Below are 24,899 nucleotides of genomic sequence, written 5' to 3' on the forward strand. Positions count from 1 at the left end.
TGCCTTACAGCGGCATGTTCATGACGTCCTGGTAGGCCTGCACCAGTCGGTTGCGCACCTCGACCGTGGCCCGGAAGGCGACGCTCGAGGCCTGGGCGGCCACCATCACGCGGGCGAGGTCGGCTTTGGGATCACCGCGCTCGAAGGCGGCCTGCAGGTCGCGGGTCTCGGCCTGCAGGCTGTTCACTTTCTTCAGGGCGTTGCCGAGCGCATCGCCGAAGCTCGGGGCGCCCACGCCGGCGGCGGAGCCCACGCCGCCGACACCGGAACCGCGGCCGATATCACCCGGCCCGCCAACGCCGGCCGCCCCCGGGCCAGCGCCGGGCAGGGCCGACGCCACCTGGCTCTGGTAGCTGCGGATCTGGCTCAACACGGAGGAAATGGCGTCGGACATGGGAGCGGGCGTCGGGCCACAGGCGGTCGGGTGCGGGGAACGGTGCAAGCGGCGTGCCATCCCCCGGCAGGGCCATGCCGGCGGGAATCCGCCGCGTGCGACCATGGCGGCATGGACTCGTCCGCCTTGTCCCCCACCCTCCATCCTGCGCTGGCCGGCCTCGCGCGCGGCTTTGGCACCCTCGACGACTGGCTGGCGTCACCTTGGCTGGGGCTCGCTTGGCTGGCCTATGTGCTCGTACTGGCGGCGTGGATCGTCCGCCAACGCCGCGAACCGGTTGCCACGCTGGCATGGTTGCTGGCGCTCGCTTGGCTGCCGGTGCTGGGCTGGGCCGTTTACTGGTGGCTGGGCCCCCAGCGCATCCAGCGACGCAAGCTGCGGCGTCTGCGGGCTCGGCTTGCCCTGGCCGAGGCGCGCCTCCCGCCGTGCGGCGACCCCTCGGAAGAAGGGCAGGAGCGCCTGATCGAGGCGGCGACCGGGCACGCGCCAACACGGGCAACGGTGATCGACCTGCTCACGGGCGGTGAGCGCACGTTCGATGCCCTGTTCGGCGCGATCGCCGAGGCCCGCCAATCGATCCACCTCGAGTACTACATCTACGAACCGGACAGCGTGGGCACCCGCCTTCGCGACCTGCTTGCCGAACGCGCCCGTGCGGGCGTGGAGGTGCGCCTGCTGCTGGATGGCCTCGGGTCGCGGCGGTGCTCGCCGCGCTTCCTTCGACCCCTCCGCGACGCGGGGGCGGAGGTGGCCTGGTTCCATCCGCTGAAGCTCGGCCACGTCTTGTGGCGCCCCACGTTGAACCTGCGCACGCACCGGAAGATCGCGGTCATCGACGGCCAGACCGGCTTCACCGGCGGCGTCAACATCAGCGACACGCAGAGCGAGCGTGCCTCGGCGGCCGCGTTCCACGACCTTCACCTCCGCCTCGAGGGTGAGGTGGTGCGGGCCCTCCAGCTGGCCTTCGCCGAGGACTGGCATTACGCCACCGGCCGCACCTTCGGCGACGCCATGCACTGGCCGCCGCTGCCCGTCGGCGACTTCCGCTGCCAGCTGGTGCCCTCCGGGCCGGACAACCCGCTGGCGCCGATCCATCGGGTCCACGTCGAGGCCCTGCACAACGCCAAGCGCCGGGTCTGGCTGATGACGCCCTACTTCGTGCCCGACGCGGCCGTACTGCTGGCGCTGACCTCCGCGGCGCTCAGCGGGCTCGATGTCCGCTTGCTGTTGCCCCGCCGCAACGACAACCGGCTGGTTCGCGCGGCCGCCCGCAGCTTCTACCCCGAACTCCTCGACGCCGGTGTTCGCGTGTTCGAGTTCCAGCCACGCATGCTGCACGGCAAGGCACTGCTGGTGGACGACGAGATCGCGCTGATCGGCAGCGCCAACGTCGACCCCCGCAGCTTCTGGCTGAATTTCGAACTGTCGGTGTTGGCGCGGGACGGGCGCGTCGCGGCGCAACTCGCCGCCCGCATCGCCGCGGACCTCGAACAGTCGAAGGAGGTTCCGCGCGCCTGGAGGCCCGGTGGGCTGCAGGCCTACACCGACAGCGCGGCGCGCCTTCTGGCGCCCGTGCTGTGAGCGCGATGCGCGGCAGCGGCGCGCGCTAGACTCGGCACCGAATCCTTCGGAGCACCGACGATGGCGTGGTTGATCCTGCTGATGGCGCTTGCTTGCCTCGCGTTGTCGATGCTGCTTCCGGTCGGCTCCGGGGGCGTGATGGTGCTTCTGCTCGCTGCCCTCGCCCTGATCCTGCTCGGCACCACGCGCCTGTTGCGCGACCGTGCCGATGCGGTCGGCCATACGACCGCACGGATGCTCGACGAGCCCGAGGTTCAGCGCGTGCGCGACGCGCTCGACGCCCGACGGCAGGCGTCGGAGCAGTAGACCACGCGATCCCAGTCGCGCTCCCATTTCTTCCGCCAATCGAACGGGCGCTGGCAGACCGGGCAGACCTTGCTGGGCCGGGCCGGCCGGCGTGACTCACGCTTCGGCACAGACCACCCGGTTGCGGCCCTGCCGCTTCGCCTCGTACAAGGCCTGGTCGGCACGCCGGAGGAGGGAGGATGGCACCTCCATCGCACTGGGCCAGGCCACGGCCACGCCCACGCTCACCGTCACGCCGATGCGCGCACGCTCCACGGCGTCACGCAGCAGTTCCGCTCGCCGCGCGCCCGCCTCGAGGGTCGCACCGGGCAGCAGCAGGGTGAACTCCTCGCCACCGTAACGGGCGAGGATCTCCACCGGGACGCCGAGGTCGGTGCGCAACAGGGCGGCCACCTCGATGAGTACGCGATCACCCTCGAGATGACCATGGTGGTCGTTGTAGCGCTTGAAATGGTCGACATCGATCATCAGCGCGGCCAACGGCAGGCCCTGCTCGGCGCAGCGCGCCCACTCGCGTCCAAGGGCCTGCTCGAGGGCCCGGCGGTTCTGCGCCCCCGTCAGCGCGTCCTCCACCGCCATCTCGGCAAGGCGCGAATTGGCGCGCTCGAGTTCCAGCGTGCGATCGGCGATGCGTTGTTCGAGTTGGCGGTTCTGCGATTCGACACGCCGCACGCGGCGACGCCCGACCGCGCGGGAGGTCCACACCGCGGCACCGACCAAGGCCAGCACGAGCAGGCCGCGCAGCGCGGGCTCTTCGAACCAGCGCGGGGTCACCAGCAAGCGGAGGCGCAGCGACTCGACACGACGGCCACTGGGCAGCTGGCCTTCCACTTCGAACAGGTAGTCGCCGGGGTCGAGGCCGCGGATGGTCAGGTCGCGATCGGCCCAGTCGGAAAAGACCGGCACGATCGAGGACATGCGGTATCGGAACCGGGCACCGGATTCGAGGGTGCCGAGCGTGAAGCGCATCCGCAGCGGCTGGCCCGACCGGATCGACAGGCTGCCCTGGTCGATCACGGCGGGACGCAGGTCGCCGTCGTCGTCCTGGACGAGCAGCTGGTCGAAGCCGACCGCGAGGTCGGGCATGGGTGGCACCGGTCCTTCCGGTGCGTACTGAAGCACGCCGTTCCAGACCGGAACGCGCAACACGCCGCCGCGACTGACGCGCGGTGGGCCGAAGCCGGTGCTCGACCACCCGCCGATCTGGACACGCTCCCACGCCATGGTCGGCGCCGGACGACGCATCAGGTCGCGCGGCGTGTACGCGAACAGGCCCATCGTGGTCTCCACCACGCTGAGCTTGCCCGGTTGCACGAGGGCGGAGATCCATTCGGGTGTGGCGGCCTCGGCGAACCGCCCGGCGTCGCGGTCCAGCCGGTAGGTCCGCCCCTTGGCCCAGGCGCTCAGTTCGCCGTCGATGAAGAAGAGCTTGGGTCGATCCTCGCCATCGATGGGCAATCCCTGTTCCTCGCCGAAGGCATCGGCGGCGACGCGCTCCCGCGTGGCGAGGTCGATGCGCCAACGCTGCGGCGGACCGCGGTCGTCGCTCAGCCAGAACTCGCCTTCGGCCGTCTGGATGACGTCGATGATCGCCATGCCCTGCAGCGGCCACCGCGCCGCGATCGACCATCCGTCGTCGGCATAGGCCAGCAGCAGGAAATCGTCGTCGGTGTAGGCGATGGCGAGATCGGGCCGGTTGCGGACCCATTGCAGCCAGTACACCGCTTCACCGCTGAGCAGGGTGCGCGGCTCACGCGCGCCGGGACGGAGTTCGCGCAACCCCTCGCGCTCCGAGACGAGCAGCGCCCGTTCATCGGCGAGCAGGCCATAGCCTTCGAGATGGACCCAGGGCATCCGCTCCGAACGCACGCTGCCGCGTCCGTCGTCGGTCATCCGGTACAGGCCCCGGGCCGTCGACACCCACAGTGCGCCGTCGAATTCGACGGTGTCGGCGACGAGTCCGCGGAGGCCATGCGTATGGTTGAGGATCGACCATGGGGAGGGCATTCCGAGACGCACGACTTCGGTGTCGGTGACCGCCCAGAGCGCGCCTTCGGTATCGCGCGCAAGGTCGAGCACGGCCTGGTCGGCGATCTTGACCCGTTGGCGCAACCGCAGCCCCGCATCGACGACCAGCACTTCGCCATCCAAGGTCGACAGCGCGAAACCGCCACCGTCGAGGGCGACGACGGCGTAGACCGCCAGGTCACCGTCCGGCCAATCGAGGGCAAGGGCCACCCCACTGTCATCGAGCCGCCACACGCCGCTGCCGGCGACGACGAAACGGCTGCCGCCCCAACCGACGATGCCCGACACCGGGACACGTCGGAAGGCGTCACCGCCAGGCACGAGCTGGAGCCGGCCGTCGCGCAACCATCCGAGGCCCTGGTCCTGCACGCGCGCGTAGAGATCGTCGCCGAAGGCCATCACGCCACGCGTCGCGGGCGTCATCGGCCAACTCCGCGTCGGTGCCCCGTTCGCCGGCATGAGGTGCAGGAAGTTCTGCGACTGCACGTAGATGCCTTCGGGCGCGTGCAGCATTTCCCAGACGGGCCCGAGTCGGCGGTCGGCCACCGGCAGGCCGCTGCTGGCGAGCAGGTCCACGTAGCGGTAACCGCGGGCGGGGTCGAGCTCGAGTCGCCCATAGGTGTCGTTGCCCCCGACCATGATCGCGCCATCGGGAAGCCTGCGGACGACCGTGGCATTCACGCCGATCGGCAGCGGGACGGTCGCCCATTCCACGCCGTCGTAGACCAGCACGCCGTCGTTCGATGCGACGTAGATCTTCCCCGGCGCAGCGGCGACGGACCAGAGCGCCGGCGCGGCCCGGTAGTCCTCGGGGCCAATGCGGAGGCTGATCGGCAGGCCGGCGAGGCCGGAGGCGCACACGACGGCCGACCCCGCCAAGGCGATGGCGCAAACGAGGAGCCTGTACCAACGCAGCGGCGGCCGGACGGTCATGCCAGCATTATGGCCTTGGCACGCGCCGCCGCGGCGACGGGGTTGCCGTCGGCAGCGCGCCACGGGCACGCTTCGGCCCCGTCTGGAGGCTCCACATGACCCTGCTCAGCGTCAACGTCAACAAGATCGCGGTGCTGCGCAATTCGCGCGGCGGCCGCCTGCCCTCGCCGGTGGACGAGGCGCTGCGTTGCGTCGCGGCCGGTGCGCGTGGGATCACCGTGCATCCGCGCCCCGACCGGCGGCACATCACCGCCGAGGACGTCGGCGCGATCGCCTCAGCCCTGCCGCCCGGCGTGGAGTTCAATATCGAGGGAAACCCGTTTGCCCCGGTGCGCGAAGGCTACCCCGGTCTGCTCGAGCTGGCGCGGCGGGCGAAGCCGGCCCAGGTCACGTTCGTGCCCGACGGCGATGGCCAGATCACGTCGGACCATGGATTCGACCCCGCCAACCTGCCATCGGCCATGGCGCCGCAGATCGCCGCATTCAAGGCATTGGGCTGCCGCGTCTCGTTGTTCGTGGACCCCGGAGAAACGCGGTTCGCGAGCCTGCGAGCGGCCGGTGCCGATCGTGTCGAGCTGTACACGGGGCCTTACGCGGACGCCCATGATGCAGCGGCCGCGGCGCGGCCCGGGAGGCCCGAACCGGCCGACCGTGCGCGGTTGCCGGCGGCACTCGATGCCTGCCGGCGCAGCGCCGAGGCCGCCCAGGCCTTGGGGCTGGGCGTCAACGCCGGCCACGACCTGTCGCAAGCGAACCTTGCGGCTTTCCTCGCCGCTGTACCGGGCGTGCTGGAAGTGTCCATCGGCCACGCCCTCATCGCCGAGGCCCTCGTCGACGGGCTGGCGGAAACCGTGCGCCGCTACCGGGCGATCACCGGCGGCTGATCGGGCACCGGGCTCCTCGCCCGGACAATGGAAACGACAACGCCGCCCGAAGGCGGCGTTGCGTAGCGAGGACACCGGCGTGGCGCCGGCATCCGCCCCCTTACTGCGCGACCTGGTCGACGAACGCGATCTTTTCCATCTGGGCGTTCTTCGCGCGAGCCAGCACCTTCGCCAGCACGTCGTACTCGGCTTCCGGATCGACTTCGACCTCGAGTTTCGGCTGCTCTTCCGGCTTCAGCACCTGCGTGCGCACCTGGGTGATGTCGGCGAACTGGTCTTCCAGCGACGCCAGCGGTGCCGGCGTGCCGTTGATCAGGATCTCGCCGGACGACAGGATCTGCAGCTTCACCGGCGGCGGTGGCTCGGTCGGCGGCGGCGGCGGCGGATTGCGCATGCGCTGCGGCAGCGTGACGTTGATCAGCGATGCCGGCGTGGGCGCCGTGACCATGAAGATGATCAGCAGCACCAGCAGGATGTCGATCAGCGGCACAACGTTCATGTCAGCCTTGGGGCCGGAACCGCCCCCTGCGGAAAACGCCATGGTTCAGTTCCCCGATTCCGGTTCGGACACGAAGTTGATCGACCGCATGCCGGCCACGCGTACGCGGGTCGTCACGTCTTGGATCAACGCATACTTGGTTTCGCTGTCGGCGCGCAGCAGGACGTCGGGCTGCGGCTCCTTCTGGGCCTCGACGGCGAGGCGGGTGTCCAGCATCTCCTTGCCGGCCAGTGCCTCGTCGGCCCAGAAGATCGTGCCGTCTTCGCGCACGGAGAGCGTGATCGGCGGCACCTTGGGCGACGGCGGACGGGCGTCCACCGTGGCCTTCGGCAGCTCCACTTTCACGTTCTCGGACACCGAGGCCGTGACCATGAAGATGATCAGCAGCACCAGCATCACGTCGACGAGCGGCACGACGTTGGGTTCGGTGAACCCGCCGTCCTGGTCGGAACTGAATGCCATAGGGAATCTCCGCGGAGAGGGGCGTCAGCCCCTCAGCGCTTTTCGCCGACGCGGGCGCCGGTGGCGAAGAAGTCGTGCAGGTCGTGCGCGAAAGCGTCGAACTGGCCGATCAGCTTGCGGTTGTTGCGGTTGAAGGCGTTGAACGCGATCACCGCCGGGATGGCCACGAACAGACCGATGAAGGTCATGATCAGGGCCTCGCCGACCGGGCCGGCCACGGCCTTGATCGAGCTTTCGCCGGAGGCCGAGAGGCGCACCAGTGCCATCAGGATGCCCCACACGGTGCCGAGCAGGCCGACGAACGGCGCGATGGCGCCCGTCGTCGCGAGCCACGTCTGGCCGTCTTCCAGCGAAGCCGACTCACGAGCCACGGCCTGGCGCAGAGCACGGTCGATGAACTCCGAGCGGTTCAGCGCTTCGGACAGGCGACCCTCCGACTTCTGGTGATGGGCGGCGGCCTGGGCGCAGTCGAGAGCGATCTTCGAGAACGGCTCCCACGACGGCTGCTCCTCCATGAAGCGGATCGCTTCCTGGGCATTGCTGGTCTGCCAGAAGGCCGACGTCACGGTGGCGGCGCGACCATTGATGCGGGCGTTCTTGATCGCCTTCATCACCGTGTAGTACCAGGCGACGACCGACATGATCACCAGGGCGAAGAAGACGGCCCAGTTCACGACGCCCATCGATTCCATGGCGTTCTGCACGCTGAAATCGGCGACGTCCTGCTGGACGGTCTGGGCGGTGCCTGCGGCGGGCGCGGTCAGCGCCACGTTGGTCGCGACCGGGGCAGCCGCCGGAGCAGCAGCAGCGTCCGTCGCCGGCGCGGTGTTGGTGTTGTCCTGCAGCATGAGTGGATACCTTCGGTTGGATTAGCAGGGAGGAGTGAAATTGACCGGCACCAGGACGGCGCCGCCGACCGGCTGGCCGTTGCGCAGGCCGGCATTGAAGCGCCAGCGGCGCGCGGCATCGACGGCGGACCGATCGAGGTTGCGATTGCGGCTGGACTTCTCGACGGCCACGTCCTGCACGGCGCCGGACGCGTCGATGACGACGCGGAGCATGACCTCGCCACCGATGCAGCGGCGCGCTTCCTGCGGCGGGTAGCGCGGCGGGTTCAGGCGGCGGCCCGAGATGTCCTCGGACGGCGCGAAGTCGGCAGGCGGCGCCGGCGGTGCCGGCGGCGACGGCGGCGGCGCCTCGACGTCCAAAGCGTTGGAGTCGTCGAACACCACCGGCGGCTCTTCGGGCGGCGGCGGGACCGGGGTCGGCGTGACCGGCGTCTGCACGACGCGCTGGACCACCTTCGGCGGTTCCGGCGGCGGCGGGGGCGGCGGCGGCGGCGGCGGCGGCGGCTCGATGAAGGCGACGTTGACCACGCGCTCTTCTTCTTCCTCCGCCGCGGCGTTGTTGATCGGCACGAGCAACGCCAGCCCGCCCGCAGCGTGCAGGGCGATGGCAAAAGCGATACCAACGGTCCGCGGCCAGCTGAACGGCGCGGGGACTTTGGTGCCGTAGATTCGATTGTCCGTCATGCGTTGGACCGGCTTGGGTGGGACCCCGCGCGGGGCGGGTCAACAATAGTAAGGGATCGAAGCGACGCTGGATACCGCCTGAAGGCGGGCAAAACGTGAAGGTCTCAGCGGAGCTGGGACAGCATGCGGTTGGCCTGCTCGCGCGTCTCCGGATGCTTCGCGGCTTCCTGCAGCGCAGCGCGCACGCCGGGACGGTTGTCGAGCTCGTTCTCCGAGCGCGCGATCACCATCCAGGCTTCGCCCGGCTTCGCGACGCCCTTGGCGAGGGCCGCCTTCGCGGCGTCGCGCGCTTCCGCGTCGCGCGCCTCGCTGGAGAGGACCTTCGCGTAGTTCAGGCCGGTCTCGCCCTTCGGATCGAGCGCCGCGGCCTCCTTGTACGTGGCGATGGCGAGATCCATCTCCTCCGCGAAGTAAGCCGCCTGCGCGAGCGCGGAGAGCGTCGGCAAGTCACGGGCGAGGATGCCCTTCGACAAGCCCTCGTTGATGACCGCGATGACGTCCTTCTCGCGTCCGTCGATGTTGAAGTACAGCGCGTACAGATTCTGGTAGTCCCGTGCGTCGGTCAGCAGGCCGCGGCTGCGCGCGCCTTCGATGGTCGCGACGGCTTTCTCCTGCTGCTCGAGATCGAGGTACGCCGAGGCCAGCGCGAGGATCAGGCGCTTGTCGTCGGGCTGCAGGGCGACGAGCTGCTCCAGCGTCTTGGCGGCTTCGGCCGGCTGCTCGGATTCGGTGTAGGCCGACGCCAGCAGGCGCAGCCACTCGGGCTTGGGCGTCGGCACCGCCGCGATGGTGCGCTGGACGGCGGCGATGGCCTGCGGGTACTGCTCCAACTCGTAATGGGCGCCCGCGACCGCGAAAAGGATGTCGGGGTTGGTCGTCTTGGTCTCGTCGATCAGCCGATTGAGGGTGGTGATCGCCTTGTCGGCCTGGTCGTTGGACAGGTAGGTGATCGCGAGGTTCTGCATCGTCGCGTAATGCTGTTCGTTGTCGAGGCCGTTCTCGGCCAACGCGCGCTCGGCATAGGCGATGCCGGCCTCGAGATCATCCTGCTCGAGCGCGGCATTGCCGGCCACTTGGGCGGCGACGGACTTCTCGTAGGCGTTGGCACGCTCGTTGGCGAGGACGCGTTCGGCGATCTCGCGCGCCTTGGCCGGATCCTCGTCGTCGTTCAGCGCCTTGATCATGTCGTTGAGCGGACGCTGCAGCGAGCGCGACACCTTGCCCTCCTCGACGACGCGGGTGGCGTCCGGGAAGACCTTCGGCGGCGCGTCCTGCTGGCCCTGCGACGAGCGGCGATCCGGTGCGCCATTGCGTGACGACTGGGCGTCCGCCGGCAGGGTCGCGAAGGCGGCCGTGAGGATGGCGAGGCCCAACAGGGCGTGACGGGTGGCGGCCATGAAGACTCCGGGCGCGATGGCAGGGCTGGCGAGGGTAATGCCTAGGGTGCCGCCGGCTCAAGGGAACCGGAGGTGAATCACGAAGCCTGTCTCGACGCCGTCATCGCGAACAAACGCTGCGTTAACGAATGACCGCCACCGCACGGTGGCGTATCGGCGTCAGCCGGTGGTCGGGAAGTTCGCGACGGCGAAGGCGACGCGCTCGGCGGGGTCTTTCGAGAGCTGTCCCGCGGCCTGCAGGGCCTCGATCTTCTGGAGGCGCGGATGCAGGCCGTTGGCATTCGCCATCTGGATGGCGAGACCGGGCCGGGCGTTCAGCTCGAGGATCATCGGCCCGTGGTCCTTGTCGAGCACGAAGTCCACGCCGATGTAGCCGAGGCCCGAGAGCTCGTAGCAGCGCGCGGCCATGTGCAGCAGGTCGTCCCAGCGCGGGATCTTCAGGCCGACGATGCTGTGCTCGGTGTCGGGATGGTCGCGGATGATCTCCGAGCCCCAGACGCCGCGCTTGGTGACGCCGGTGGGCAGGTCGATGCCGACGCCGATGGCACCCTGGTGGAGGTTGGCCTTGCCGTCGGAGAGCCGCGTCGGCAGGCGGATCATCGCCATGACGGGATAGCCCATGAAGACGATGATGCGGATGTCCGGCACGCCCTTGAAGCTGACGCGCTCGAAGATCGGGTCGAATTGCACGCAGTACTCGACCAGCAGGTGGTCGGGCTGGCCACCCAGCGAGAACAGGCCGGAAAGGCCGTTCGACAGGTGGTGCTCGAACTCCTCGCGCGACATCAGCGAGCCGTTGGCGCGGCGGTACTTGTCGCCACGGCGGCCATGGATGACGAGGATGCCGTCCCCGCCCGAGCCGTGCGCGGGCTTCACGACGAAGCTCTCGCGGTGCTTGATCTTCTCGTGCAGCTCGGCGATCTCGTGCTCCTCGCGGACCACCGCGTACAGCTCGGGCACCGGCAAGCCGGCCTCGATGGCCAGCTTCTTGGTGATCAGCTTGTCGTCGACCCGCGGGTAGAACTTGCGCGGGTTGTGCATCAGCACGTAGTGCGCATTGCGCTGGCCGATGCCGATCAGCCCGATCTTGCGCAGGCGGCGCGCGATCTCGATGGGGTTCCAGAGCGCCATGGCTCAGGCCTTCGGCGCGTCGCTGCCGGCCGCCGGCGCGGCGGCCGGCGCCGGGGCGATGGGATCGGCCTCGCGGGCCAGCGCACGGAAGCGGAACAGCTCCATGAGGCGGTAGCCGGAGTAGCGGCCGAGCAGAAGCGCGGCGGCGAACAGGTAGAGCAGGAACTCGGGGTACACGTAGATCAGGTGCTCGAGGCGGTCCCAACTCATGACGAGGTAGGCCAGCGCGGCGACGATGATCGTGCCGACGCCTTCCTTGATGGCGGTGCCGGCACCGCGCTCGTCCCAGGCCACCGACATGCGCTCGATGGTCATGGCCATGATGACCATCGGGAACAGGGCGACCGACAGGCCGACCTCGAGGTCGAGGCGGTTGGCGATCACCGAGATCAGGGCCATCAACAGAACGACGAGGATCAGGATGGCGGTGAGGCGCGGCACCAGCAGCAGGCGCAACCGCTCCAGGTAGAAGCGCACCAGCAGGCCGGCGCCGACCACGAGGACGAACAGCGTGATGCCCGCCACCAGGGCGGTCTCGCGGAAGGCGAGGGCCACCAGCACCGGCATGAAGGTGCCGTAAGTCTTGATGCCGATGATGTTGCGCAGGATCAGCATCATGAAGGCGCCGATCGGCACCAGCAGCAGGACCTTGTAGACCTCCTGGGCCTGCAGCGGCAGCGAGAGCAGCGACCAGCGGATGTAGTTGGCGTCCTGCACCTCGAGGCGGCGCTGGGCCATCGCCATCGCGTCGGCGAGGTTGTAGCTCACCGTGAACATCAGCGCCGGCTTGGCCTCGCTGTCCATCGCCAGCAGCGGCTCGGGCGACACGTTCCACAGGAGCAGGTCCTTCGGCAGCCCCTCCGCCGCGGTGCGCGGATCCAGGAGGCGCCACTCGGTGCCGGTGTGCACCAGCAGCCAGGTCTCGATGCGGGCCGTGCCTTCCACGCCGCCGTCGGGAAGGCGGATGGCGTGCACGAGCCGGGCCGGGATGTTGCGGAGCGACAGCAGATCGACCATGAAGCGCGTGCGCAACTCGTCGTCGATGCCGGACGAGGCGTCACGTCGCGCATAACGGTCGAGCAGAAGCTGGGCGTCCTCGTTCGGACGATCGTTGAGGCGACGGATCAACTCCCGGGCGTAGGTGGTGATGTCGGCGGAGCGATCACGGACCTGGTCGAGAAGGTCCTGTGCGGCCGACGCGTAGGGCTGCTCGAGCTGGGGCGGAGTGAGCAACTCGGGCTGCAGGTCGGCGAGCAGCGCGTCCTCGCGAAGCTGCGAGCGGACGACGGTGGCACGGTAGTAGAGATCCTGCTCGCCAACGGCGTTGCGGGTGGCCCATTGGACCTCGCGGCCCTGCGCCTCGCGCTCCGGGATTCTGGAATAGCCGCGGGCGACGAAGCGCTCGTCGAGGACGATCCATCCCGGTGTCAGGAAAGGCAGCTGCAAGGTGAGCGCGTTGGCGCGACGCTGCGGCTGGTACTCGACATGGGCCTGGACCGACCAGACCTGCACGGACTCGTCGGGTTGCAGCGGGAATTTCAGGACCTGCCACTTGTAGACGATGGCCGCAGTGGCCAGCGCGATGATGGCGAAGGCGAGGAAATAAAGGTGGCGCTTGCTCATCCGGCGGTCCGAGGCGATGCGCCGCGCCGCCGATGGGCGCAGCTGGCGCGCAGTGTAACCGAGCGTCACATGGCACCGACGCCGGACGCGGCGGCTTCAGGCGCGGAGCAGGACGGCCATGCCCACGGCGTTGACCAGCCCGTGCGCGAGGATCACGGCATCAACGCGACCGCTGCGGAGGTAGAGCACCCCGAATCCGATGCCAAGGGACGCGTAGGTCGCGAGCGTCAGTGCCCAGGCCACAGGGTCGCGGCCTCCGGGCAGGGGCTCGTGGATCAGGGCGAACCCGAGGCTGGTCAGCACGAGGCCCAGCCAGGGGCGACCGGCTTGGGCGAAGCGGTGCAGCAAGACCCGGCGGAACACCAGCTCCTCGCCGATCGGGACGAGCACGACGGTCATCAGCAGGGTCATGACCGGCACGGCGTCGAAGGCCGCGTCGATCACAGCGAGGTTGCTGCCGGCCGTGGCGGTCCCGGACCGCTCCATCAGAGCCGTGAACGCGATCGCAGCGGCTTGCAGGGTGATCGCGACGCCCACCACGGCGAGCACCAGCCGGGGGGTCCAGGGCTTCGGCTGCGCGGGCAGGTGGGTGCGATGGAGGAACCAAAGGGCAAGGCCGGCGAGTGTCGTTCCGAGAAGGGTGATGGGGACGAACAGCGACGGCAGGCCCCCGAGCGCGGGTTGGGCCGGTCCGAGGTCCAGGCCCGCGGCTCGGCCGGCCGTGAGGACGATGGCGGCCACGACGCTTAAGCCAAAGGTGATGGCGCCGGCCACCAGCAGGTCGGCGAGCGTCCATCCCAGTACCGGGGCGAGGCCCGGTCCCCGCCCGGGGAGTGCATCGCCCGGCCTGTCCGCGCCGCGCATCAGATGTCGAGATTGCCGACTTTCAGCGCGTTGTCTTCGATGAAGGCGCGACGCGGTTCGACCACGTCACCCATCAACGTCGAGAAGATCGTATCGGCCGCGATGGCATCCTCGATGCGCACCTGCAGCAGGCGGCGCGTTTCCGGATTGACCGTGGTGTCCCAGAGCTGTTCGGGGTTCATTTCGCCGAGGCCCTTGAAGCGCTGGATGGTGCGGCCCTTCTTCGCTTCTTCCAACAGCCAATGCTGCGCCGCAGCGAAATCGCGGAGCGGCAGCGACTTGCCACCGCGACTGACCGTGGCGCCTTCGCCCAAGGCCAATTCGGCCAGCTTCGCCGCGGTGTCGGTGAGCGCCTTGAGCTCGCCATGGAGCAGCTGCGCCGCGGCGATGGTCTGGCGGCTCGACAGGCCGTGGTGCTGCTTGTCGACGTGGATGGCACCGGGCGTGTCGCCCGCCTCGGCCTGCGCGCTCAGGACGTAGCGCGGTTTGCCGAGGCCGGACGCCTTCAGCTTCGCGTTTTGTGCATCGCACCATGCCGAGAGCTTGACGGCGTCGGCGAAGATATCGGCAGACAGCGGTTCGGCCTGGTAGATCGTCTCCAGCACCGCGCCATCGACGCGGTGGCGATGGCGCTCGACCGTCTCCTGGGCGTTGGCCACGGCCTGCATCAGCGACTCGAGCGCGATACCGCGGACCGGGGGCGCGCCGGCCGCAGGAACCAGCTCGGCATTCTCGATGGCGTTGGAGATCAGGTACGCATTGAGGGCGTGGTCGTCCTTGATGTACAGCTCGGTCTTGCCCTGCTTGACCTTGTAGAGGGGCGGCAGGCCGATGTAGACATGGCCGCGCTCGATCAGCTCCGGCATCTGCCGGTAGAAGAACGTGAGCAGCAGCGTCCGGATGTGCGAGCCGTCCACGTCGGCGTCGGTCATCAGGATGATGCGGTGGTAGCGCAGCTTGTCCGGGTTGTACTCGTCCTTGCCGATGCCGGTGCCGAGCGCCGTGATCAGGGTGCCGACTTCCGCCGAACCGAGCATGCGGTCGAAGCGGGCCCGCTCGACGTTGAGGATCTTGCCCTTCAGCGGGAGGATCGCCTGGGTCTTGCGGTTGCGGCCCTGCTTGGCGGAGCCACCCGCCGAGTCACCCTCGACGATGAAGAGTTCGGACAGCGCCGGGTCCTTCTCCTGGCAGTCGGCCAGCTTGCCCGGCAGGCCGGCGATGTCGAGCGCGCCCTTGCGGCGCGTCAGGTCGCGGGCCTTGCGCGCGGCCTCGCGGGCGCGGGCGGCATCGACGATCTTGCCGGTGATCGCGCGGGCCTCGTGGGGGTTTTCCTGCAGGAATTCCTCCAGCTTGGCGGCGAAGATGGCGTCCACCACCGGGCGCACGGCCTCGGTGACCAGCTTTTCCTTGGTCTGGGAGGAGAAGCCCGGGTCCGGCACCTTCACCGAGAGCACGGCGATCATGCCTTCGCGCATGTCATCGCCGGACATCGCGACCTTGGCCTGCTTGGCGATGCCGCTTTTCTCGATGTAGCGCGTCAGGGTGCGGGTCAGGGCCGAACGGAAGCCGGTGAGGTGCGTGCCGCCGTCCTTCTGCGGGATGTTGTTGGTGAAGCAGTAGATCGTCTCGTGGTACGCGTCGCTCCACTGCACGGCGCAATCGACCACGATGCCGTCCTGCTCGCCGCTGATCGAAATGACGCTGGGGTGCAGCGGGGTCTTCAGCTGGGCGAGGTGCTCGACGAAGCTGCGGATGCCGCCCTCGTACTGGAAGAGGTCGCGCTTGCCGTCCGGGCGCTCGTCGACAAGCTCGATCCGGACCCCGGAGTTCAGGAACGACAGCTCGCGCAGACGGCGGGCGAGGATGTCGTAGTGGAACTCGGTGTTGTGGTTGAAAGCCGTGGCCGAGGGCCAGAAGCGGACTTCGGTGCCGCGCTTGTCGGAGGGCTCCAGCTGCTTGAGCGGGTAAACGGGCTCGCCGTGGCGGTACTCCTGCTGCCAGTGGTGGCCGTCGCGCCAGATGTCGAGCAGCAGCTTCTCGGACAGGGCGTTGACCACCGACACGCCGACGCCGTGCAGGCCGCCGGACACCTTGTAGCTGTTGTCGTCGAACTTGCCGCCCGCGTGCAGGACGGTCATCACCACTTCGGCGGCGGAAACGTCGCGGCCCTGCTTCTCGCTTTCCTTGGCGTGGCGGCCGACGGGGATGCCGCGGCCGTTGTCCGACACCGAGACCGAGCCGTCCTCGTGGATGGTGACCAGCACCATGTTGGCGTGGCCGGCCAAAGCTTCGTCGACCGAGTTGTCGACGACCTCGAACACCATGTGGTGCAGGCCGGACCCGTCGTTGACGTTGCCGATGTACATGCCCGGACGCTTGCGGACGGCCTCCAGGCCTTCCAGGGCGGTGATGCTGTTGGCGTCGTAGGCCGGACTGGCCGGGGTGCTGGGGGTCTGTTCCGTCATGCTCTGCGGCTGCGTTGCGGGCGGACCGTGGCGGTGAAGCCAACGGGCACCGGAAGGAGGCCAGCCGGGCGCCCCTGGAGCGGGGCAGGGCGTCGGCAGCGGCTCGGGCAGGGCCCGGGACGGCCGGCGCAGGGCCGGGCTGGAACCGGTCGATTATAGGGGTTCCGGGGGAGTGGCGGCGGCCGGTGTTCCACGTGGAACTGGAGTCGCCAAAGGGTCCGGGGGCAATGCACGCCCCGGCACCCACCGGGTCTGCGGGTCCGCAGGCGTCCTAGATGGCCGCCGGTCCGCTGCTGGCGGACGGACGCCCGAGGGGATCGACCGGTGGCGACGCCACTCGTCCACCCTGTTCCACGTGGAACACCGCCCACCCGGGCGCTCGACTCCCCAAGACCTCATCCCAGCGGGTTCCACTGACGAGGGTCTGGTAACCCGCGCGGCCGACCCAGTCGAGCACCGCGGCCTGGCGCGAGGGGTCCAACTCCGCCTGCAGGTCATCCAGCAAAAGCAAGCTGCGCTCCCCGGAGCATTCGCGGAGCGCCTCGGCTTGCGCCAGCACCAAAGCCAGGGCCACGAGCTTGGCTTGGCCGCGGGAGAGCTGCTCGGCGTCCACCCCGAAGGGCTGCCCGAGGTCCACATCCGCCCGCTGGGGGCCGATGGTGGTGTAGCCCAGCTCCCGGTCTCGGGACCGGTTCAGCAAGAGCAGGTCCGCCAGCGACGCCTCCGACTGCCGCCATCCCGGGCGGAGCTGCAGGTCCGGGGGCATGGCGTCACGCGCCAACGTGGGCCAGACCCGCTCGAGGCCCGGCCGCCACAGGGTCAGGGCCGTGGTCCGCTGGGCCACGAGACCGTCCGCCATGAGACCCATCTCGCGCTCCCACGGGTCGAACTCCGCATCGGCAGCACCGCTGCGAAGCAGAGCGTTGCGCTGCTTCAGGGCGCGGCCATACCGTCGAGCGGCCTCGGCGAAGCGAGGTTCCACGTGGAACGCCAACCAGTCGAGGGCGCGACGACGCTCCTCGGCCGGGCCCGTGACCACCAGGGACGACTCCGGGTGGAAACACAGGACCGGGAAGGGAGCCGCCAGCTCACTCAGGCTCGTCACTGCGGCGCCATCCAGGCGCGCCTCCCAACGATCCCCGGCGTGCCGCAGCCCGGACACCCGCGAACGCCCGCGGTCGTCGGTCCATCGCGCCACCACCTCCAACGCGGACTCGCCCTGCTGCACCAGTCCGTCGCCGACACGACCGCGAAAACTCCGGCCAAAACCGAGCAGGCACAGTGCCTCCAGCACGCTGGTCTTTCCCGCCCCGTTGGGCCCGACCAGCCACGCCCCGGGCTCGGGGAATGCCACGTCCACCGATCGCAGGCAGCGCAGGTGCCGGATCTCGACCGACTCAATGCGCATGGCCGCTCCCCGGCCGGGAGCGCCGCGTGGACAGCAGCCCCACCGCGATGCGGCCACACCCGACAGCACGACGCCCGGCTGGACCGGGCGTCGGGGGAATCATCGACCGGGCGTGCCAGCCGGTCACAGGCGCAGCGGCATCACCACGTGGCGGCTGCGGTCGCTGTCTTTCTCGCGCACCAACACCGAGGAATTGGCATCGCGCAGGTTCAGTACGACCGACTCGCCCTTCAGCGCCCCGAGCGCATCCAGCAGGTAGGTCACGTTGAAGCCGATCGCCAGCCCGTCGATGCGGGTGTCGACCTCGAGTTCCTCGTGCGCCTCTTCCTGCTCCGGGTTATGCGCCACGATGCGCAGCAGGCCCGGGGCCGCCTCGAGCTTCACGCCGCGGAACTTCTCGTTCGAAAGGATCGCCGCGCGCTGCAAGGCCGAGCGCAGCACCTCGCGATCCAGCTCGACGGTCTTGTCGGCACCGATCGGGATGACTGCTTCGTAATCCGGGAAACGACCGTCAATCAGCTTCGTGGTGAAGCTGACATCCTCGCGACGCAGGCGCAGGTGGTTGCGCGCCAGCTCGAGCTCGACGAGGCGATCGCCGCCTTCCAGCAGGCGTTGCAACTCGAGGACGCCCTTGCGCGGGACGATGATCTGGCGCTTCGTGCCGGTGCCGCCGGGCAGGGCGGCCTCGCACAGGGCGAGGCGATGGCCGTCGGTGGCCACGCAGCGCAGGGAATCACCGCGCAGGTCGAACAGCAGGCCGTTGAGGTAGTAGCGGACATCCTGCTGCGCCATGGCGAACGCGCTGCGCTCGATCAGGTCCTTCAACAAGGCTTCCGAGAGCGACACCCGCTCGACGCCTTCGAGCGCGTCGACCGACGGGAAATCGTTGGCCGCGAGGGTGGCCAGGGTGAAACGGCTGCGGCCCGCCGACACGGTGGCCTTGTCACCGCTGACGACGACCGTCACGCGGCAACCGTCCGGCAGGGCGCGGACGATTTCAAACAGCTTGCGAGCGGGAATGGTGGTCTCGCCGTCCTCGGCGTCCTCGACCACGGCCCGCGCCACCATCTCGACTTCCAGATCGGTGCCGGTCAGCGAGAGCTCGACGCCACGCACTTCGACCAGCAGGTTCGACAGGACGGGAAGCGTCTGGCGGCGTTCCACGACACCGACGACTTGCTGGAGGGGCTTCAGAAGGGCTTCGCGGGACAGGGAGAAGCGCATGCGGTCGGGGCCTATTTCCGTCGTTGGATAAATCTATCGATGGTGGTGGTAGAGGGCCCGGAAAACGCTGAAAAACTTTCCAAAGCCTTGATTCTTTTGAACTTTATCGAAGAAACGCTGTGGGGAAGCGGAAGAACAACCGTGTGGATAACGGTGGGCAACGTGGACGGCGCTCGACTTGTCCCGCGTTGTCCACAGGCTGTGCACGGCCTGTCGACGCTCTTTCCCGCCTCCCTCACTCCGTCAGCTTGCGCACCAGCTTGTCCCAGTCCTCGCGCAGCTTGCCGTCGGTCTGCATCAGGTCGCGGATCACCCGGCAGCCGTGCAGCACCGTCGTGTGGTCGCGGCCACCGAAGCCGTCGCCGATCTCCGGCAGGCTGTGCTCGGTGAGCTCCTTGGCCAGGGCCATCGCCACCTGGCGCGGGCGCGCCAACGAGCGGGTCCGGCGCTTGGACAGGAGATCGGCCACGCGCAGCTGGTAGTAGTCTGCCACGGCCTTCTGGATGTTCGGGATGGAGATGGCCTGCTGCTGCGCGCGCAGCAGGTCACGCAGCGTTTCCTGGGCGAAATCGACGGTGATCGGCTTGCCGAGGAAATTCGCTCGCGCCGCCAGCGTATTGAGGGCGCCTTCGAGGTCACGGACGTTCGAGCGCATGCGCTTGGCGATCACCAGCGCGACCTCGTCCGGCAGCGCCACGCCGCGCGCCTGGGCCTTGGCGCCGAGGATGGCCGCACGGGTCTCGAAATCGGGCGGCTCGATCGCCACCGACAGGCCCCAGCCGAGGCGCGACTTCAGCCGCGGCTCGAGGTTCTCCACCTCGCGGGGGTAACGGTCGCAGGTCAGGATGATCTGCTGCTTGCCGTCGAACAGCGCATTGAAGGTGTGGAAGAACTCCTCCTGCGTGGTGTTCTTGCCGGCGAAGAACTGGATGTCGTCGATCAGCAGCGCGTCCACGGTGTGGAACTGGCGCTTGAACTGATCCATCGACTTCTCTTGCAGCGCCTTCATCATCGCGGAGAAGAACTGCTCGGAGCGCAGGTAGAGCACGCGCATGCCCGGGTTGAGCTGGCGCATCAGGTTGCCGGCGGCGTGCATCAGGTGGGTCTTGCCGAGGCCGGTGCCCCCGTACAGCAGCAGCGGGTTGTAGGCCCGGCCGGGGTTCTGCGCCACCTGCAGCGCCGCCGACTTGCCGAGCTGGTTGCTGCGGCCCTCGACGAAGTTCTCGAAGGTGTAGGCCGGATCGACGTTGCTGGGCAGCTCGGGGAGGGCGGCGCGCGCCGCCACGACCGGGGCCACCGGCGGAGCGGTGCCGGGCTCGCGGCCGGCCGCCACGGGGCGGGGCGCGCTGCCGACGGTCACCTGGACGCTCAGGGGTTCGCCGGCGTAGTGGGCCAGCAGTTCGCGGATGCGCGCCAGGTAGCGTTCGTGCACGGTGTCGACGACGAAGGCGTTCGGCGCGTAGAGCGTGAGGCCGTCGGCACGGACGTCGGCATGCAGCGGTTTGAGCCAGGTCTGGACGTCTTCGGCCGGGAATTCGGCTTCAAGACGCTCGAGGCAACGGGGCCAAGCGGATTCCATGGAGAGTTTCAGTGGCGTATAGCCCACCCCCGCCTCCGTGTGGATGCGGCTGTGGATAAGTGGGATGGGCGGGCAGCATAGCGTCGCCGCCCCGGCCCGCCAAGCGCGGCGTCGCTTGACGAGGACGGGTCTGGCGCGTAATCTCCCGCCTCTTTTCTTCCACCCACTGAGGTGACCCATGGCCACCAAGCGCACCTACCAGCCCAGCAACCTCAAGCGCGCCCGCGACCACGGCTTCCGTGCCCGCATGGCGACGGCCGAGGGCCGCAAGATCCTGTCGCGCCGCCGCGCGAAGGGCCGCAAGCGCCTCTGCGCCTAAGCGATCCGGCGTCACCGACCGGCGCGCGCGGCGTGAGCGCCCGCTTTCCGGTCGAGGTCCGCGTCCGCACCGGGCGCGATTACCGTGACGCCTTCGCCGACAGCCGGCGCGTGAGCACGCGCCACTTCAGCCTCCATCTGCGCCTGCGCGATGGGGGCTTTTGTCGTTTGGGGATGGCCGTCAGCCGCAAGGTCAGTCCCGACGCCGTGGTCCGCAACCGCATCAAGCGCCAGATCCGCGAGAGCTTCCGGCTCCGCTACGCCGAATTGCCTCCGGGCGACTGCATCATCGTGGCCCGGTCGGGCGCGGGCACCCTGGACAAGGCCGCGTTGCGCAAGGATCTCGCCATCCTCTGGGACCGGCTGATCGCGTTGCCCCCGGCACCCGCGGGCGGCACAATCCGACGCCGTGACGCGGCCGCCGGGCTTGCCTCCGGGACGCCCGAACCCACCTCCCCTTCCGACACTCCTTCCTTATCCGCCCCCGAGGGCGCCCCAGCCCCGCGCCCCATGGCGTCGCCGGGCGAGTGAACGCATGAACCAGAACCGCGCTTTCCTGTTGTTCGCCTGGGTCGCCGTCGCGATCCTCCTGGCTTTCGAGTGGACCCGCTTTAGCACCGCACCGACGACCTCGCCATCGGCGTCGGTCGCGCCGCTGGTCGCGGATGCGGGCAGCGCCGGGCTCCCCAGCCTCGCGGATGCTCCGGGCACGCCGACTGCGGCCGCGCCGACCCCGATGACGGCCGGCCTGCCCAGCGTGGCCGACGCCCCCCAGGCCGTCCCGGCCCCGGGCGTCGCCGCGCCGACCGCCGACGCGTCGGCCGCCAGCGTCGAGGTCCTGACCGACGTGCTGCGCCTGCGCGTCGAGTCGACCGGCGGCACCCTCGTGTTCGCCGAGCTGCGCGACTACCCGCTGGACCAGGAAAACCCCGACAAGGGCAACGTGATCCTGTTCGATCGCGAGCCTTCGCGCTTCGAGATCGCGCAGACCGGCTGGCTGAGCACCGCCACCGCCCCGGGCGCCGATGCGCCTTACGCCTTCGAGACGCCCGCGACGTCGCTCACGCTCGCCGACGGCGTGGACACGATCGAGCTGCCCATGGTCTGGCGCGACGCCGCCAGCGGCCTGACCGTGCGCAAGGTCTACACCTTCAGCCGTGGCAGCTACGCCATCGGCGTGCGCCACGAGCTGGTCAATGAAGGCTCTGCCGCGTTCACCGGCAACCTCTACCAGCAGCTGCTGCGCGTGCCGCCGCCGCCGCCGGCCAAGACGGCGATGTTCACCAACCCGGAGAGCTTCAGCTTTGTCGGGGCCGCTTGGTACAGCCAGGACGACCACTTCGAGAAGCGCAAGTTCGAGGACTTCGTCGAGGACGGCTCGCTCAACAAGACCGTCACCAACGGTTGGATCGCGATGCTGCAGCACCACTTCGTGTCGGCCTGGGTGCCGCCGAAGGACCAGCCCCAGGTGTTCTCGCTGCATGCGGTCGACGGCGGCCGCTTCGCCGCGCGCAGCGTCGGTCAGGCCGTGACCGTCCCACCGGACGGCAGCGACCGCGTCGAGCTCACCCTGTGGGTGGGCCCGAAGTTGCAGGACCCGATGGCGCAGGTGCATCCCTCGCTGCCGCTGTCGCTCGACTACGGCATCTTCAGCTTCCTCGCCCAGCCGCTGTTCTGGGTGCTGAACTGGTTGCACGGCCTGTTCGGCAACTGGGGCTGGGCGATCATCGGCATCGTCGTGATCATCAAGCTGCTGCTTTACCCGGTGTCGGCGAAGCAGTACCAGAGCATGGCCCGCATGCGCGCCGTCGCGCCGCGCATCGAGCAGCTCAAGGAGCGGTACGGCGAAGACCGCATGAAGTTCAACCAGGCGATGATGGAGCTGTACCAGAAGGAGAAGATCAATCCGCTGGGCGGCTGCCTGCCGATGCTGGTGCCGATCCCGATCTTCCTCGCGTTGTACTGGGTGTTGCTGGAGTCGGTGGAACTGCGCCAGGCGCCGTGGATGCTGTGGATCGACAATCTCACCGCGCCCGATCCGCTGTTCATCCTGCCGGCGCTGAACCTCGCCGTGATGTGGGCCACGCAGAAGCTGACCCCCAGCCCGGGCATGGACCCGATGCAGAAGAAGGTCCTGCAGTGGATGCCGGTGATCTTCGGCGTGATGTTCGCCTTCTTCCCGTCGGGCTTGGTGCTCTACTGGCTCACCAACGGCGTGCTCGGCCTGGCCCAGCAGTGGTGGATGACCAAGCGCTACGGTGGCCCGACCGGTCCCGCCGTCGCCAAGGCGAAGTGAGCCGGGACGCCGCGAAACGATCGACGACGGGGCCCGCGCAAGCGGGCCTCGTCGCATCCGTCTCCCGTTCGCCCCGGGTCCTGCCGCGCTAGGCTTCCCCCATGACTGAACGCGACACCATCGTGGCCGCGGCCACTGCCAACGGCCCCGCGGGCATCGGGATCGTGCGCCTGTCGGGTCCGCGGGCGAAGGCCATCGCCCAAGCGCTCTGCGCGACGGATCGGCCGCTCGTCGCTCGGCAGGCCCGCTACGCGCGCTTCCGCGATGCGGACGGCGAGGTGATCGACGATGGCCTGGTGATCGCCTTCGACGCGCCGCGCAGCTTCACCGGCGAGGACGTCGTCGAGTTGCAGGGCCATGGCAACCCGCGCCTGCTGGCGCAGCTCGTGGCGCGCTGCCTCGCGCTGGGTGCCCGCACCGCGCGGCCCGGCGAGTTCAGCGAGCGCGCCTTCCTCGAAGGAAAGCTCGATCTCGCGCAGGCCGAAGCGGTCGCCGACCTGATCGCCGCGTCGTCGGATGCGGCCCTGCGGGCCGCGAGGCGTTCGCTCGACGGTGTGTTCAGCGCGCGCGTCGACGAACTGGTGGAAGCGCTGACCCTGCTGCGCGTGCACGTGGAAGCGGCCATCGACTTTCCCGAGGAGGAGATCGACTTCCTCGCCGCCCCCGAACTGGCCGCGCGCCTCGCCCGCGTCGAAGCGTTGCACGCCGCACTGCATCGCGATGCGGCGCGTGGCGTGCGCCTCGTCGACGGCCTGCATGTGGTGATCGTCGGTGCGCCGAACGCCGGCAAGAGCGCACTGATGAACGCCCTGGCCGGCGCGGAGCGCGCCATCGTCACGCCGATCGCCGGCACTACCCGCGACGTACTGCGTGAGGTGGTGCGCATCGATGGGGTCGAACTGACGTTGGTCGACACCGCCGGCCTGCGCGAGACCCGGGACATCGTCGAAGCCGAAGGTATCCGTCGGGCACGCGCCGAAGTGGCGAAAGCCGACCTCGTGCTGGCGGTGCTGGATGACCGCGACGCCGATGCCGCGATGGCGCGCCTCCGCGATGAGCTCGCCGTGCCGACGACGACGCTCGACCGCCACCCGGCGTCACGTCCCGCGATCCTGTGGCTGCACACCCATGCGGACCTCACCCGTGTGGCGGACCGCGAGGAGCACCGCGACGACGGCCGTCACCTCTGGATCGACACCCCGCGAGGCGTCGGGCTCGACCGGTTGCGCACGGCCTTGCGCGACGCGGCCGGAACGGGCGGTGCTGCCGAGGCCCTGGGAGCATTCTCGGCGCGCGCACGACACGTCGACGCCATCGTCCGCGCGGGCGTGCATCTGGCGGATGCGGCGGCGCAGCTGCGCGTGCGTCAGGGCGAACTGGCCGCGGAAGACCTTCGCATGGCGCAAGATGCGCTGGGCGAGATCACCGGGCGGATCAGCAGCGACGCCCTGCTCGGACGCATCTTCAGCAGCTTTTGCATCGGCAAGTAGGCCGGTATGGGCGCGTTTCGCCCTACTGCCGGATCACCTCGCCGCGCATCGGCGCGAGGATGGCAAGCAGCTCGTTCTGCGTCGCGATCGGCACGCCGCGTTCGGCCATCGCGTCGACCAGGTTCTCGACCAGCGCATTGAAGTCGGCCTCGGTGAGCCCCAGGCCCGCATGGGCCGCCTTCATGTCACGACCGCCGTAGGTGCACGGCCCGCCCGTGAGCGCGCAAAGGTGTTCGACGAGGCGTTCGTAAAGGTTGACGATATCGGCCTCGGCGAAGTCGTCGCGGATGCGCGGGTCATCGGCGCTGCGCGCGAGCAAGCCCTCGGTGATCGCCGCGACCCCGGCCTCGCCGCCGAGGCGCTCGTACAGCGTGGCGCCCTGTCTCGTCGGCGCGCTGACGCAGCCGCCGAGCAGCAACGAAAGGGCGATCGCGACGAGCACCGCGCCCGAGCGCGGGGTCGAAGGACGGTGGCCGCCCGCCCCA

General features: G+C 69.3%; 23 protein-coding genes. 7 read left to right on the forward strand and 16 right to left on the reverse strand.

What is annotated here, in order from left to right; translation table 11 throughout:
* Window positions 1-4: 4 nt before the first annotated feature.
* Entirely contained in the window at window positions 5-394 is a 390-nt protein-coding gene (gene fliE / locus ACYVAK_RS10690; RefSeq protein ID WP_461060772.1) for a flagellar hook-basal body complex protein FliE, read from the reverse strand.
* A gap of 150 nt (window positions 395-544) precedes the next feature.
* Here fliE and cls point away from each other — a divergent pair, with 150 nt between their 5' ends.
* Entirely contained in the window at window positions 545-1,975 is a 1,431-nt protein-coding gene (gene cls / locus ACYVAK_RS10695) for a cardiolipin synthase (protein ID WP_461062126.1), read from the forward strand.
* A 60-nt stretch (window positions 1,976-2,035) separates the two neighbouring features.
* Window positions 2,036-2,281, forward strand: coding sequence for a hypothetical protein (locus ACYVAK_RS10700; protein WP_461060774.1), 246 nt, complete (start codon window positions 2,036-2,038; stop codon window positions 2,279-2,281).
* Here the strand turns inward: ACYVAK_RS10700 and ACYVAK_RS10705 are convergent.
* Complete coding sequence (locus ACYVAK_RS10705) at window positions 2,230-2,478, reverse strand: DUF2256 domain-containing protein (RefSeq protein ID WP_461060776.1); 249 nt, start codon at window positions 2,476-2,478, stop codon at window positions 2,230-2,232. The two genes, ACYVAK_RS10700 and ACYVAK_RS10705, sit on opposite strands and share 52 nt — an antisense overlap.
* Entirely contained in the window at window positions 2,378-5,242 is a 2,865-nt protein-coding gene (locus tag ACYVAK_RS10710; protein ID WP_461060778.1) for a diguanylate cyclase, read from the reverse strand. The genes ACYVAK_RS10705 and ACYVAK_RS10710 overlap by 101 nt, the downstream gene beginning before the upstream one ends.
* A 95-nt stretch (window positions 5,243-5,337) precedes the next feature.
* On the opposite strand from ACYVAK_RS10710, the gene ACYVAK_RS10715 reads away from it, so the two are divergent.
* Window positions 5,338-6,126 (forward strand): pyridoxine 5'-phosphate synthase, encoded by a 789-nt coding sequence (locus ACYVAK_RS10715; protein ID WP_461060780.1) that lies wholly within the window; start codon window positions 5,338-5,340, stop codon window positions 6,124-6,126.
* Between the two features lie 100 nt (window positions 6,127-6,226).
* On the opposite strand, the gene ACYVAK_RS10720 is transcribed toward ACYVAK_RS10715, so the two are convergent.
* From ACYVAK_RS10720 to dnaA, 12 genes are all read right to left on the reverse strand, one after another.
* Entirely contained in the window at window positions 6,227-6,667 is a 441-nt protein-coding gene (locus ACYVAK_RS10720) for an ExbD/TolR family protein (protein ID WP_461060782.1), read from the reverse strand.
* Window positions 6,668-6,670: 3 nt separating this feature from the next.
* The gene (locus tag ACYVAK_RS10725; protein WP_461060784.1) at window positions 6,671-7,087 is read right to left on the reverse strand and encodes an ExbD/TolR family protein; all 417 of its coding nucleotides are present in this window, start codon (window positions 7,085-7,087) and stop codon (window positions 6,671-6,673) included.
* A 32-nt stretch (window positions 7,088-7,119) separates the two neighbouring features.
* The gene (locus ACYVAK_RS10730) at window positions 7,120-7,779 is read right to left on the reverse strand and encodes a MotA/TolQ/ExbB proton channel family protein (protein ID WP_461062128.1); all 660 of its coding nucleotides are present in this window, start codon (window positions 7,777-7,779) and stop codon (window positions 7,120-7,122) included.
* Window positions 7,780-7,956: 177 nt separating this feature from the next.
* Window positions 7,957-8,619, reverse strand: coding sequence for an energy transducer TonB (locus tag ACYVAK_RS10735; RefSeq protein WP_461060786.1), 663 nt, complete (start codon window positions 8,617-8,619; stop codon window positions 7,957-7,959).
* A 104-nt stretch (window positions 8,620-8,723) separates the two neighbouring features.
* Entirely contained in the window at window positions 8,724-10,016 is a 1,293-nt protein-coding gene (locus ACYVAK_RS10740) for a tetratricopeptide repeat protein (protein WP_461060788.1), read from the reverse strand.
* A gap of 159 nt (window positions 10,017-10,175) precedes the next feature.
* Window positions 10,176-11,147: an alpha-L-glutamate ligase-like protein gene (locus ACYVAK_RS10745; RefSeq protein ID WP_461060790.1), complete on the reverse strand. Its 972-nt coding sequence runs from the start codon at window positions 11,145-11,147 to the stop codon at window positions 10,176-10,178.
* 3 nt (window positions 11,148-11,150) lie between these two features.
* A complete protein-coding gene (locus tag ACYVAK_RS10750; protein ID WP_461060792.1) occupies window positions 11,151-12,770 on the reverse strand; it encodes a UUP1 family membrane protein in 1,620 nt (539 codons plus the stop codon).
* A gap of 96 nt (window positions 12,771-12,866) precedes the next feature.
* Entirely contained in the window at window positions 12,867-13,634 is a 768-nt protein-coding gene (locus tag ACYVAK_RS10755; protein ID WP_461060794.1) for a lysostaphin resistance A-like protein, read from the reverse strand.
* Window positions 13,634-16,099, reverse strand: coding sequence for a DNA topoisomerase (ATP-hydrolyzing) subunit B (gene gyrB, locus ACYVAK_RS10760; RefSeq protein WP_461060796.1), 2,466 nt, complete (start codon window positions 16,097-16,099; stop codon window positions 13,634-13,636). Before gyrB ends, ACYVAK_RS10755 begins: the two co-directional genes overlap by 1 nt.
* A 271-nt stretch (window positions 16,100-16,370) precedes the next feature.
* The gene (gene recF, locus ACYVAK_RS10765; RefSeq protein ID WP_461060798.1) at window positions 16,371-17,507 is read right to left on the reverse strand and encodes a DNA replication/repair protein RecF; all 1,137 of its coding nucleotides are present in this window, start codon (window positions 17,505-17,507) and stop codon (window positions 16,371-16,373) included.
* 123 nt (window positions 17,508-17,630) lie between these two features.
* On the reverse strand, window positions 17,631-18,731 hold the full coding sequence (gene dnaN / locus ACYVAK_RS10770) for a DNA polymerase III subunit beta (RefSeq protein ID WP_461060800.1): 1,101 nt from the start codon (window positions 18,729-18,731) through the stop codon (window positions 17,631-17,633).
* Window positions 18,732-18,966: 235 nt separating this feature from the next.
* Window positions 18,967-20,310: a chromosomal replication initiator protein DnaA gene (gene dnaA / locus ACYVAK_RS10775; protein WP_461060803.1), complete on the reverse strand. Its 1,344-nt coding sequence runs from the start codon at window positions 20,308-20,310 to the stop codon at window positions 18,967-18,969.
* A 178-nt stretch (window positions 20,311-20,488) separates the two neighbouring features.
* Here dnaA and rpmH point away from each other — a divergent pair, with 178 nt between their 5' ends.
* The 4 genes from rpmH (at window position 20,489) to mnmE (ending at window position 24,414) form a co-directional block, all read left to right on the forward strand.
* Window positions 20,489-20,629, forward strand: a complete 141-nt coding sequence (gene rpmH, locus ACYVAK_RS10780) for a 50S ribosomal protein L34 (protein WP_461060805.1) — start codon at window positions 20,489-20,491, stop codon at window positions 20,627-20,629.
* A gap of 32 nt (window positions 20,630-20,661) precedes the next feature.
* Window positions 20,662-21,159, forward strand: coding sequence for a ribonuclease P protein component (gene rnpA, locus ACYVAK_RS10785; protein WP_461060807.1), 498 nt, complete (start codon window positions 20,662-20,664; stop codon window positions 21,157-21,159).
* A gap of 4 nt (window positions 21,160-21,163) precedes the next feature.
* Window positions 21,164-22,924: a membrane protein insertase YidC gene (gene yidC, locus ACYVAK_RS10790; RefSeq protein ID WP_461060809.1), complete on the forward strand. Its 1,761-nt coding sequence runs from the start codon at window positions 21,164-21,166 to the stop codon at window positions 22,922-22,924.
* A gap of 101 nt (window positions 22,925-23,025) precedes the next feature.
* The gene (gene mnmE, locus ACYVAK_RS10795) at window positions 23,026-24,414 is read left to right on the forward strand and encodes a tRNA uridine-5-carboxymethylaminomethyl(34) synthesis GTPase MnmE (RefSeq protein ID WP_461060811.1); all 1,389 of its coding nucleotides are present in this window, start codon (window positions 23,026-23,028) and stop codon (window positions 24,412-24,414) included.
* A gap of 22 nt (window positions 24,415-24,436) precedes the next feature.
* On the opposite strand, the gene ACYVAK_RS10800 is transcribed toward mnmE, so the two are convergent.
* Entirely contained in the window at window positions 24,437-24,856 is a 420-nt protein-coding gene (locus tag ACYVAK_RS10800; RefSeq protein ID WP_461060813.1) for a group I truncated hemoglobin, read from the reverse strand.
* Window positions 24,857-24,899 lie beyond the last annotated feature (43 nt).

The organism is Silanimonas algicola, from assembly GCF_054777375.1.